Raw genomic sequence first — 12328 nt, forward strand, 5'->3', positions numbered from 1 at the left:
GAAACAGACCCTGATTGTCGTTGAAGGGGGATGTGACTTATCCCCGAATCCCACTGGACCTGGACCGCGAAAAGCGGCTAGGATTTTTGGTTATGAATCGATCCGCAGCCTCATGGTTCCGACCTGCGAAGAAGCTGTGTGCCATCGCCCTGTTGGGCCTGATGGGCGCAGCGGTGCAGGCGGCAGAGATGTCCATCCGGGTGACAGGGGTGGGTGAGAGCGTGGAGGCCGCCAAACAGGACGGCTTGCGCACGGCGGTGCAGCAGGTGGTTGGGGCCGTGGTGGTGTCCGAGCGGCAAGTCGTCAACGATGAGCTGACCGAAGAAAGCATCACACACGCCAATGGTGTGGTGGACCGGTATCAGGTGATTCAAAGTTACCTGGACCGGTCGGACCGACTCTATCGCGTCGAGATGACCGTGACGGTCTCGCCGTCGGTCATCCAGCGCCGGCTGCTGGCCGAGACGAAGGCGTCGGATGTGGACGGGGACAGCCTGGCCGAGGCGATCAAGAACGGACGTGCCCAGATCAACTCCGAGCGTGATCGCCTGATCAGTGCTGGCAAGTTGCTGCGTCTGGCGATCAAAGACCTGCATCTGACGCTGTACGACGTGAAAGTCGACAGCATTCAGACCGTGCGACAGGGGACTGAGATCAAGATGGTGTTGCCGGTCCAGCTCACGCCCAATGCGGACATGGTGAAGTCGGTGTGTGCGGCCACGAACACGGTGCGACAAGCGTTGCGGCAGCCTTTCAAGGTTGGCAATGCCTACGACTCGCCGGACACCTATGCATTCAATTGCACGGATTCGTGGGCGGGCAACATGCTGCACGAGAGCATCCCGATGTCACGCCCGACCTTTGAGTCAGTGACCCATGCGGCCAGCCGATCCAGTGGTATTTGCTTGGCCTTGCTCAACCGGCGTGGTGAGGCCTTGGGCCGGCTGTTTTTCCCATTGAACTTGTTGCAAGAGTACGCCGATGGCATCGGTGGACAGAGCAGCAGCATGTTGGTGCAGCGGATGCGTCCGCCCCTGTATGTGACCAAGCTCAACCGGACCACCTTCATCCTGGTGAATGATTTGGGCAAGGCATCAACACAGCTGGTGTTGCCCGATTCGATCGAACCGTATCTGCAGCAGTTGTCGAAGGTGACGGCATCGATGGCCTACCAGGAGAAGTGCCAATGAGTGTGTGGCGCTGCGTGCAGTGGCTGATCGGGTGCGTGTGCCTGAGTCTGTGCGGCCTGGGCATCGTGTGGGCAGCCCAGGATGTGGTGCTGATTCAGGAAGGGCGTGGCGCCAGCCTGACCGAGGCGCGACAAGACGCCATTCGACAGGCCTTGCAAAAGGTGGTGCCGCAGATCGTGGTCAGTGACCGACGCATCGAGGGTGATGAGGTGGTGTACGACCGCTTGATGTCCAGCCTGGAAGGGCACGTCAAGGGCATTGAGCAGTTGCAGGCACGCCAGGATGGGGCGGAGGTGGTGGCCCGGTACAAGATGGTCATTTCCACCGAGGAAATCGAAAACTTCGTGAAGCTCACAGTGGGTTCTCGCGCCCATGTGGACGGTGCGTTGATGGCCGACGCCATGACGACGGAACTCGAGGCGCGGGCCTTCAAGAGCCGCTATCTGACCCGTTTGTTTCGAGGCTATCCTGGTACCGTCGTCGAAGCGGGGGTGGCCAGCATCCGTCCCGGTGTACAGGATCCCAATGTGTTGCAACTGGTGGTGCGTTACCAGTTGAGTCCGGCGTGGCTCAAGGCGGTCATGGCTGGCGCCCGGAATGTGGCCTGTACGGCAGACCAGCGGGAGGCCTGTGCGCCCAAAGGCCTTTGTGTGGCCGACAGCCAGGTCTACCTGGCGGCAGGTGTGAAGCGGGACTGTGTGGCCTTGGCGCCGGGGCCCGACAAGGGGGCCTATCCCATCCTCTTCAACATGGGCCTGCCGCATGCGGGGACGACTTTTTTGGTGTACTTTGAGGACGAGCGTGGTCAGCCACAAGGCGAACGCTTTTGCGTGGTCGGGCCTGGGCGCGTGGTGCTGGGGTCTTATGACCGCGCATTGGTGCTGGTGGAGGGCATGCAAGAGCTCAAGGCAGAGATCAATGTGGCCGCGTTTCGGGAGCAACTTAAGTCGAGCAGCCGAATTCGTGTCATTCCACTGAGCGATCTGTTTCCGGTGCAGGGTCCGGGTTCGACCATTGCACGCGAGCGGTCTCGTTCCGGACTGACGACGAATGTCGTGGACCCAGAGCCTACCGAGATACTCAGCAAGCAGGCCTGTACCTGGGTCAGGGGCAGTACCTGATCCGTCTGGCACCATCCATTTCAAGCATTTGAAAGGCAATCATGAGCGGGATCAATTTTCTGAAAACGGTGGGCGCGGCCCTGTTTGTAGGGGTCGCACTGCATACGTCTGCATGGGCCACCGATGCCACCGTGGCTGCCGACAAGAGCGTGTCGTGGGATGCGGAGGAAGACGGCGTACGCATCGAATGGGGGCCGGATGGCAGCTTCAATCGCATCTACTCGACGGTGTACCAGCCCGTGAGCATCCCGGATCGGCGGGGCATCAACAAGGCGTATGTGATTGCCGAGGAAAAGGCCAAGGTGGCCATTGTTCGCTTCATCAACCAGAACCTGCAGGGCTCGCGGCTCACCAGTGAGGTGACCACCGATCTGGAAGAGGCCTCGCGTACGCAAGGCAGCGGAGGCAACACGCTTAACAAGCAGACCCAGCGCAAGATGGTCGAAGAGTTGACCGAGGTGACGAAGTCGTATGCCGAGGGGCGGTTGCGTGGCGTGATCCTGCTGGAGAAGGGCTACAACGAGCAGCGGGCCGAGGCCTGGGTCAAGGTCGGGATGAGCAAGAAGCTGATGAACGCGGCCCGCGATCTGTCTGACCAGATCAACAATGGTGTCAATGCGCGTGGTGGTTCCAATGGAGCCGAGGGGGGCAACGGCAACGGGTCGTTGACGCAACCGAGCGAAGTGCGTCGCTCGCGTCAAATGGATTGGTAAGCCCATGAGCGACACCCAAGACTACACCCCACCCGCCGTCTGGACCTGGAAGTCAGGCAGCGGTGGCAAGTTTGCCAACATCAATCGCCCGATCGCCGGGCCGACGCACGAGAAGGCCTTGCCGGTGGGCAAGCACCCTTTGCAGCTGTACTCGCTGGCCACGCCCAATGGCGTGAAGGTGACGGTGATGCTGGAAGAGTTGCTGGCCTTGGGCCACAGCGGAGCCGAGTACGACGCCTGGATCATCCCGATCAACGAGGGCGCTCAGTTCAGCTCGGGCTTTGTCGAGGTGAACCCCAACTCCAAGATCCCGGCGCTGATGGACCGCAGCGGGCCCGAACCCATCCGGGTGTTCGAGTCGGGTGCCATCCTCACCTACCTGGCTGAGAAGTTCGGGGCGTTCTTGCCCACGGCGCCGGCCCAGCGGGCCGAGTGCCTGTCTTGGCTGTTCTGGCAGATGGGCAGTGCGCCCTTCCTGGGCGGGGGCTTCGGGCATTTCTATGCCTATGCACCCGTCAAGATCGAATACGCCATCGACCGCTATGCCATGGAGGTGAAGCGCCAGATGGACGTGCTCAACCGCCATCTGGCCGAGCGCCGCTACATGGTGGGCGACGACTACACCATTGCCGACATGGCCATCTGGCCCTGGTACGGCGCTTTGGCCAAAGGCCAGTTGTACGAGGCCGGTGAATTCCTGCAGGTGCAGGACTACCCCCACGTCATTCGCTGGGCAGACGAGATTGCCAAACGGCCTGCCGTGCAGCGGGGCCGCAAGGTCAATCGCGCCTGGGGCGACCCCGCCAGCCAACTGCTGGAGCGCCACGACGCCGCCGACTTTGACACCCGCACACAGGACAAGCTCGCATGACCATCACCCTTTACGACTGCGCAACCGCCCCCAGCCCCCGCCGCGCCCGCATCCTGCTGGCCGAAAAAGGCGTGCCTTACGAGACGGTGCAGGTGGACCTGCGCACGGGCGAGCAGATGAGCGAGGCGTTTCGGGCCATCAACCCGCAATGCACCGTGCCGGCTTTGCGTACGGACGAGGGCGTGGTGCTGGCCGATAACGCTTCAATTGCGGCCTATCTGGAAGCGCAGTTCCCCGAGCCACCGCTGATGGGCGTGACCCCGCTGGAAAAGGCGGAAGTGGCTTACTGGGCCTGGAAGATGGAGTTCGAGGGCTTGCTGGCGGTGGCCGAAGCGTTTCGCAACGGCAACCCCGCCATGGCCAACCGTGCCCTGCCCGGTCCGGTGAACTACCCGCAAATTCCGGCGCTGGCGGCACGTGGGCTGCAGCGTGTGCAGACCTTTTTTGATGAGCTGGAGGCCCGCCTGGCGGGGCGAGACTACATCGCCACCGACCGCCTCACGGTGGCCGATGTCACGGCCGTGGTGGCGGTGGACTTTGCCCGCGTGGTCAAGGTCAAACTGACCGACGCCCATCCGAACCTGATGCGCTGGCGCGCCCGGCTGGCCGAGCGCCCGTCGATGGCGCTGTGATCAGGTGCGCGACAGCCAGTTCAGCAAGGTGCGGTAGAGCATGTCGGGGTCCACGGGCTTGGCGACAAAGTCGTTCATGCCCGCATCCAGACAATGCGTCTTGTCCTCCACGAAGGCGTTGGCGGTCATGGCGATGATGGGGATGGCGTCGCCACCCGGCAGCGCGCGGATCTGGCGCGTGGCCTCGTAGCCGTCCAGCACGGGCATCTGCACGTCCATCAGGATGGCGTCGTAGCGTTTCTGGCGCGCCTGCTCAACGGCCCGCTGACCGTTCTCGGCCACGTCGATCTGCAGGCCCGTGTCGGCCAGCAAATCCAGGGTCATTTCTCGGTTGATGGGCTCGTCTTCCACCAGCAGGATGGGGCGATGGCGGTGGTGTGTGGCCAGCATCCGCTCCGGCGATGTGCTGGCTTGTCCCGCGAGGCTGGGGTGCGCACGGGCTTCGCCTTTCTTCAGCCGGACGTTCATCCAGAAGCAGCTGCCCTCACCCACCGTGCTGCGCACACCGACTTCGCCGCCCATCATTTCGGCAAAGCTCCTGGAAATGGCCAGGCCCAGGCCCGTGCCCCCGTATTGACGGGTGCTGGTGCCATCGGCCTGCACGAAGGCCGAGAACAGATTGGGCAGCACCTCGGGGGCGATGCCAATGCCGGTGTCCTCGACTTCCAGGTGCACCACCACGTAGGTGGCCGTTTCACTTTGCACATGGGCGCGCAGCGTGACGCGGCCCTGATGGGTGAACTTGACTGCGTTGGTGGCGAAGTTGAGCAAGGCCTGTTGCAGTCGGCCGGGGTCCCCGCGAAGGGGGTGCGGCATGGGGCGTGTTTCCACGACCAGATCGACGTGCTTGGCCTGGGCCCGGTCCACCAGCATGGAGGCCACATTGGCCACGATGCTGGCCACGTTCACGTCGGTGTTGGCCAACTCGAACTTGCCGGCTTCGATCTTGGCCAGATCGAGGATGGCGTTGATGATTTCCAGCAGGTGCTGACCCGCGATGTCGATCTTGCTCAGGCGCTCGGCTTGTTCGGGCGTGACGCCGGAGCGTCGCACCAGATAGGCCATGCCCAAAATGGCATTGAGCGGGGTGCGGATCTCGTGCGACATGTTGGCGAGGAACTCGCTCTTGACGCGGACCAGTCGTTCCGCTTCGGCCAGGGCGCGGCTGCGGGCCTCGTCGGCCAGTTTGCGCTGGCGGGTGTCGACAAAGCTGACCACGGCGCCGACGATCTCGCCGTCGCGCACCATGGGGCGTGTGGCCGAGGCCACGGGCAAGGGGCTGCCATCGGCACACCAGAAGGTGTCGTCGTCGTTGCTCACCGCTGCACCGCGTTGCAAGGCCAGCAGCATCGGGCAGCTGTCGGCCGGGAAGTGGCTGCCATCGGCGTGCGTGTGGTGCAGCGTGGCATGCACGGGGCGGCCGATCAGTTGGGCTTTGGTGTAGCCCAGCATCTGGCAGGCCGCATCGTTGATGAAGGTGAGGCGCCCATCGGTGTCGATGCCGTACAGGCCGCTGGCCGAGGCGTCGAGCAGCAGGCGGCTGTAGGCTTCGGCGGCTTGCAACTCGGCCGTGCGCTGGGTGACCAGCTTTTCGAGATGCTCGCGATGTTGCGCCAGCTCGGCCTCCGCCTGCTTGCGCGCAGAGATGTCTTCGAACACCACCACGGCACCGACGACCTCACTGCCCTCTTGGACGCGTGCGGTGTAGTACGAGACGGGGAACGGCGTGCCATCGCGACGCCAGAAGCAGTCGTCCGGCACATGACGGGCTTGACCGTCGTGCAAGGTGAGGTGCGTGGGGCAGGCATCGACCGGGAACGGACTGCCATCCGCGCGGGCATAGTGGGTCAGCCCGTGCATGGGCTGGTCCAGCAGCTCGGTGGCCGTGCAGCCAAACATGGCGAGGGCGGCTGGGTTGATGAAGGTCACTCGACCGTCTAGGTCCACCCCAAAAATGCCTTCGGCCACGGATTCCAGCAGCAGGCGGTTGTGGCGACCCAGCTCTTCCAGCCGGGTCAGCGCAGCTTCGGTTTTGGTCAGCGCATTGCTCAAGTGCTCGGCCCGCTCGACGTGGAACACGCGCAAGATGAACGTCACGGCCACGGCGATGATCACCGCGCAACCGGCACGAAACCATTGCACGGGCACGCCGGTGGCGGCCAGAAAGGTGTCTTGATTGAAGTGAGCCGGCAGTCCCCAGTCGGCGGCAGGGACGATCCAGCCACCCAGCAGGGCGTAGGCAACGAAGGCCAGCCCCGTCGAGACGCAACCGCGCCAGATGATGCGGAAGTCCTCGGATTCCAGGGACGGCTGAATGCGGTGGCGGCAATAGGCCAGAAAGCCCAGGCCCGTGAACAGCGAGGCGGTGCCGCCGTAGACATACCGCGACCAGATGGCCAGGTCACGCACGGGCAGGTCGCTCAGCGCGGTGCCGAGGGCCACGGCAGACAACAGTGGCGCATGCATCCAGGGGGACAGGGCGGCGCGCAAGACTGGGTGCGGGCTGGGCAGGGCTTCTTTCAGCAGACGGCGCCCGAATTCGTACAGCGCGACGAAAGAACCCAGCAGCAGATAGGGGCGTGCTACGGCCAGCCAGACCGGGTCGCCGCGCACCACCCGCCACAGGTCCGTCCATTCGAGGAGGCCGTGGGAAAAGGCAAAGACGGTCAGCCAGGGCAGCAGGTGGGCCAGCGCAAAGCGGCTGTCTTGCTTGGGCCAGATGACCAGCACCACACCCAGCAGCAAGAAGGCCAGTCCATAGAAAAGAAAGACGATGTCCATGAGCGATGCGGCGACTCTGTCGATCAGACGCTGAAGACGTCTTGTCCGCGGGCCGTCAATCGATCAATTTTTCATTCTATGGGGTGGCGCAGCAGGGCCGTGGTGAGTCAGATCAGAAACGTGCGGTTTTGCATGACGCAAGCCCTCTGTGCGCGCGGCAGGCAGAGGGCTTGCGTGTCAGGGGTGCTGGATCAGATCGGCAGGATCTTGGCCAGCAGGTCCGCCAGCATGTCGCTGAGCAGCACGCGGGTGTGCGAGCGGTTGTTTTCAAAGGCGCGCATGACGGGGCCGCTGCCATCGAGCAAGTTGTCGAGGAAGGTGCCCACCGAGTTGATGTTCTTCTCGGCAATGCTGGTGCCGCCAAAGGTCACGATGGTCAGGCAGTGGGCATGGTTCAGCTCACGCCAGTTGGGCACGTAGTAGCCCACGTTGCTGTAGGGCGCCATCATGTTGAGCCAGCCGGTGATTTCCTGACGCCACTTGGCATTGAGCAAGGACAGGCGCTGATCGTCGCTGCTGGCGTTGGCAATCTCGGGGAAGAACTTCTGGTACGAGAACGCCGAGAAGATGGCATCTTCCTGCGCCACGGCATAGCCAATCCGGTCGTTGGGGTACAGCTTGCCCAAGCCACTGGTGATGGAGCCCAGGTTGTCGATCGAGCCTGCACCGGGGTACTTGCTGATCAGCTGCGTGACCAGGCCGTTGGCCCCGTCCAGCCCCCAGACATCGCGGATCTTGTTGTGCAGCAGCACCGAGGGCGCTTGCTCGGGGGTGGCGTTGCGCGGCACGTCAAACAGCGGGCCGGCATCGGCCATCAAGGCCATCTTCTTGGGCTTGATGGTTTCGCGGAACGAGGGGTACAGCGCGGTCGATCCCACACCGCCGGCCGAGAAGCCGGTCAGCAGCAGGTGCGCCGGGCGTGGCAGGTTGGTGGCCATCCATTTGGCCACGGCTTGTGCGTTCACCATGCCCTTGTGCGAATACACCATGGGTTTGGTGGGATCGACGTTGTCATAGATGACCGACTTGTTGCCGGTGTGGACGTCACCGGTGCAGTAGGTCAGGTAGACGATGTTCCAGCTTTGCGTTTGAGCCGCCTGGAAGGGGTTGATGCGGGTGGTGAAGGGCGTGACCAGACCCCAGTGCGCCTGACGGTTGAAATCCGTCATGTAGTTGGCAGGGATGCCATCCGGGTTGACCGCATCCAGCAGCGTGCCGCCTTTGCAAGCCCCTTGATCCCAGCAGGCGCCGCCGCCCTCGAACATCACCACCGTCTTGCTGGTGAAGGGGGTTCGGTTCACGAAGAAGCGGTAGGGCGTGCCGTTGCCGCAGGTGGCGCCGGAGGACGCTGGCAGCTCGATCGTTTCCCACTGGAAGTAGGCAGCCTGAGCGGCTGCGGCGCTGAACAACAGGCTGGCGCCGAGGGTTTTGGCGGCGGCCAGCACAAGGGATCTCAGGGACATGGTTGGCTCCTTCACGTTGTTGTGGCCAACCAGTCTGGAATTCAAACACCCGTTTGGGTTGCTGGTATCTACTGAGACAAAGTGCACACTTTGTGCGGGCGGGGGTGATTAACCGTCAGTTTTGACAGAACGCGCCCCCCGCTGGTGCGGGGTTGCCCGGCATCTTTGAATTTTTGGTGTTAAACGAGTGCCGATTTGTAGACCACGCGCCCCGCCTCGACCGGATCGCCCGTGCGGTTGAAGGTGTCGAGCCACACGCCATAGCTCGCCACAGGGGGCTCTTGCCAAGGGTGGTAGCCGGGCTTGTAGTAGCGCAGGTAGGCGCGCCAGCAGCTGCTGAACAGGCCTTGGTAGCCGTACAGCCACCACATGCCCTTGGCAAACAGCTTGGCACGCTCCCAGCGGCTGAAGCGGTCCTTCCTGAGCATGTAGTTGGTGTAGCTGAGCATGCGCAGGTTGAAGAAGAAGGTGACCTCCAGCAGGGTGATGACGCGGCGCAGGTAACCCACACCGGCCACCTTCTGCATCACGTCGTAGACCACGGCCTTGTGCTCCATCTCTTCCATGGCGTGCCAGGCGTACATGGCGAACATGCGCGGGTCGGCGGCGCCCATGACGTCGCGGCGTTCGAACATGGCCTCGGCCATGATGGCCGTCAGGTGCTCGGAGGCGGCGGTGATGGCCAGCGTGTGTTTGCGTGGCAGGTGCTTGCGCAGGAAATCGAACAGCCAGTCGCGGGTGGCACGCTCCAGCCGATCGACATTGATGCCTTGCTGGCGCAGGTGCTCGTTGAACTGGTTGTGGATGATGCCGTGCTGGCCTTCCTGACGGATGAAATCCTTGATCTCGCGTTTCAGGTGCGGGTCGGTGACCTGGTCGCGGAAGTCCCGCACGCACGAGATGAAGAAGCGCTCGCCCTCGGGGAAGATGGTGGACATCGCGTCGAACAGACGGGTCTTGAATGCATCGCCGCCCAGCCAGTACTTCGGGATGGCCTGGTCCAGTCCGAAGTCCAGCTTTTCACGGGGCACGATGTGCGGGTTGTGCTCGGAGGGATGGGACATGATGGCAGTCTCCTCTTGTGATGTCGGCGCGGGGGATCAGGCGTTGGCGGCCGCCTTCATGGCGGGGGCCTGTGCGGGGGTGGTGGCGGCGCGTTCAAAGCGCAGGCAGGGATCTTCGACAGGGCCCTGGCGCAGGACCTCGGCATCGTGTTGAACGTCCATGGCCATGACCCAGGGGCCGGTGGTGCCCTGTCGGGGCAGCCATTTCATGGCGCGTTGCACATAGCCCGCGCCAAAGTCGAGCAGCGGGCGGGTGGCCATGTCCGGCGTGGGCAAAGTGGGGCGGCACACGGCGTAGCCATGGCGGTCCATGTGGGCCAGCACGCGGCAGAAGTGTTCACTCAGCAAACCGACCTTCAGGGTCCACGACGAGTTGGTGTAGCCCACGATGAGGCCGAAGTTCGGCAGGTCGCTGAGCATCATCCCCTTGAAGGCCACCTTGGTCGACAGGTCCACGTCCTGACCGTCGACCGCGAGGGCGATGCCACCAAACAGCTGCAGGTTCAGCCCCGTGGCCGTGACGATGATGTCGGCCTGCAGGTGCTGCCCTGACTTCAGCTGGATGCCCCCTTCGGTGAAGGTGTCGATGTGGTCGGTGACCACCGAGGCCTTGCCCTGCTTGATGGTCTTGAACAGATCGCCATCGGGCACGGCGCACAGGCGCTGCTCCCACGGGTTGTAGGGTGGGTTGAAGTGCACATCGACCGGGTAGTCCTTGGGCAGCGAGGCCTTGTTGACGAAGCGGATGATGCGGCGTGCCGCGTTCGGGTACTTCTGACAGAAGCGCCAGATGCCGCGTTGCAGCCCGATGTTCTTGCGGCGCGCAAAGGCGTAGGCCTTGTCGGCCGGCAGCAGCTTGCGCGCCAGGTTGGCAATCGGGTCCTTGGCGGGCAGCGTCATCACATAGGTGGGCGTGCGCTGCAGCATGGTCACGTGCTGCGCGTCCTTGGCCATCGACGGGATCAGCGTGACAGCGGTGGCGCCCGAGCCGATCACCACCACGCGCTTGCCTCGGTAGTTGAGGTTCTCGGGCCAATGCTGCGGGTGGATCACCTGGCCTTTGAAGTTGTCGATGCCTTCGAAGCGCGGCGTGAAGCCCTGGTCGTAGCGGTAGTAGCCCGCGGCCGAGAACAGCCATTTGCAGACGATGGTGTGCGTCTCGCCGGTGTCGGTGTGCTGCACAGTCACGGTCCAGCGGGCCTCTGCGCTCGACCAGGCGGCCGAGACCACCTTGCGGTGGTAGCGGATGTGGCGGTCGATGCCGTTTTCAGCCGCCGTCTCGCGCAGGTAAGCCAGGATGTCGGGGCCGTCGGCAATCGCCTTGTCTTGCACCCAAGGCTTGAACTCGTAGCCGAAGGTGTGCAGGTCGGAGTCAGAGCGGATGCCGGGGTAGCGGAACAGGTCCCAGGTGCCACCCGAGGCCGCACGCGATTCGAGGATGACGAAGGACTTGCCCGGCTGGTCGCGCTGCAGGTAGTATGCCGCACCGATGCCGGACAGGCCTGCGCCAATGATCAGCACATCGGTGTGCTCGGGCGTGGGAAGGGGGTGGACAGACACGGCAATTCCTTAACTGACATCAATTGATTTCAGATTTGGATGGTGTGGAGAACGGGCGTCGGGCGCATCAGGGATTACCTGCCCTCCCCCCTAAGGTTAGTGATGGGCACCCGGCCCCTGCTCGATAAGATGAAATCTCACAACGTGAGAAGCGCGCCCCCGGGCCGCCACCCCTCACCCAAGGAGGCCGGACATGCCCACCCGACAGCTTGTCATCGGCCAGCGCACGGTGTCGCTGGACGCCCGCCCCGATCGCCTGGACCTGCGCGATCGGCCCTACCTGCCCCCGCTGGGCAACCTGCCCGCCCAGTGGCCTTCGGATGCCGAGGTGAAGCAGTGGCTGCCCGCCTATGCCGCCGGGGGTCACCTGCTGGATCAGGGCTCGGAGGGCGCCTGCACCGGCTTCGGCCTGGCTGCGGTCGTCAACTACCTGCTGTTTGTGTGCGATGCGATGGGCGACGCCAGCCAGGCGCGCCGCGTGAGCCCGGCCATGCTCTACCAGCTCGCCCGCCTGTACGACGAATGGCCGGGTGAAGACTACGAAGGCTCCAGCTGCCGCGGCGCGCTCAAAGGCTGGCACCGCCACGGCGTGTGCCGCGAGGCGCTGTGGCCCTATGTGCTCGATGCCAAAGGCCGCCGCGTGCACGCCGCGCCGCTGGAAGACCCCGCCCAGCCCAACGACCCCGACCGCAACTGGGACGTGGACGCGCTGGCCTGCACCCTGGGCGTGTACTACCGCGTGGACATGCGCTCGGTGGTGGACATGCAGGCGGCCATCCGTCAGAACGGCGCCCTCTACGTTTCGGCCACCGTGCACGAAGGCTGGGCGGTGCCCACGCGCAAACAACTGCGTGGCCATGCCGACCTGGTGCGCATCCGGCCCGTGGCCCAGCCCAAAGAAGCGGGCGGCCATGCCTTTGCGCTGGTGGGGTA

At 63.8% G+C, this 12328-nt stretch carries 9 protein-coding genes and 1 pseudogene; 6 read left to right on the forward strand and 4 right to left on the reverse strand.

Annotated features, from left to right (window positions below; translation table 11 throughout):
- The first annotated feature begins 92 nt into the window (after positions 1–92).
- Genes ACMV18_RS05050 through ACMV18_RS05070 form a run of 5 tightly spaced genes read left to right on the forward strand, consistent with a single transcriptional unit; the run spans position 93 to position 4527 of the window.
- The gene (locus ACMV18_RS05050) at positions 93–1190 is read left to right on the forward strand and encodes a hypothetical protein (RefSeq protein WP_420816944.1); all 1098 of its coding nucleotides are present in this window, start codon (positions 93–95) and stop codon (positions 1188–1190) included.
- The gene (locus ACMV18_RS05055; RefSeq protein WP_420816945.1) at positions 1187–2311 is read left to right on the forward strand and encodes a hypothetical protein; all 1125 of its coding nucleotides are present in this window, start codon (positions 1187–1189) and stop codon (positions 2309–2311) included. The genes ACMV18_RS05050 and ACMV18_RS05055 overlap by 4 nt, the downstream gene beginning before the upstream one ends.
- 41 nt (positions 2312–2352) lie before the next feature.
- Positions 2353–3024, forward strand: coding sequence for a hypothetical protein (locus ACMV18_RS05060; RefSeq protein WP_420816946.1), 672 nt, complete (start codon positions 2353–2355; stop codon positions 3022–3024).
- A gap of 4 nt (positions 3025–3028) precedes the next feature.
- Entirely contained in the window at positions 3029–3895 is an 867-nt protein-coding gene (gene yghU, locus ACMV18_RS05065) for a glutathione-dependent disulfide-bond oxidoreductase (RefSeq protein WP_420816947.1), read from the forward strand.
- Positions 3892–4527: a glutathione S-transferase family protein gene (locus tag ACMV18_RS05070; RefSeq protein ID WP_374256613.1), complete on the forward strand. Its 636-nt coding sequence runs from the start codon at positions 3892–3894 to the stop codon at positions 4525–4527. Before yghU ends, ACMV18_RS05070 begins: the two co-directional genes overlap by 4 nt.
- Here ACMV18_RS05070 and ACMV18_RS05075 read toward each other — a convergent pair whose 3' ends face one another.
- The 4 genes from ACMV18_RS05075 to ACMV18_RS05090 form a co-directional block, all read right to left on the reverse strand.
- A complete protein-coding gene (locus ACMV18_RS05075) occupies positions 4528–7308 on the reverse strand; it encodes a response regulator (protein ID WP_420816948.1) in 2781 nt (926 codons plus the stop codon). It abuts the gene before it with no gap.
- A 191-nt stretch (positions 7309–7499) separates the two neighbouring features.
- A complete protein-coding gene (locus ACMV18_RS05080; RefSeq protein WP_420816949.1) occupies positions 7500–8771 on the reverse strand; it encodes a pectin acetylesterase-family hydrolase in 1272 nt (423 codons plus the stop codon).
- Between the two features lie 179 nt (positions 8772–8950).
- The gene (locus ACMV18_RS05085) at positions 8951–9835 is read right to left on the reverse strand and encodes a metal-dependent hydrolase (RefSeq protein ID WP_420816950.1); all 885 of its coding nucleotides are present in this window, start codon (positions 9833–9835) and stop codon (positions 8951–8953) included.
- Between the two features lie 36 nt (positions 9836–9871).
- Complete coding sequence (locus ACMV18_RS05090) at positions 9872–11395, reverse strand: flavin-containing monooxygenase (RefSeq protein WP_420816951.1); 1524 nt, start codon at positions 11393–11395, stop codon at positions 9872–9874.
- A 193-nt stretch (positions 11396–11588) separates the two neighbouring features.
- Here ACMV18_RS05090 and ACMV18_RS05095 point away from each other — a divergent pair.
- Positions 11589–12328 (forward strand): annotated as a pseudogene (locus ACMV18_RS05095) (hypothetical protein); the annotation flags it as partial.

Source organism: Aquabacterium sp. (assembly GCF_048860245.1).
GTDB lineage: Bacteria > Pseudomonadota > Gammaproteobacteria > Burkholderiales > Burkholderiaceae_C > Aquabacterium.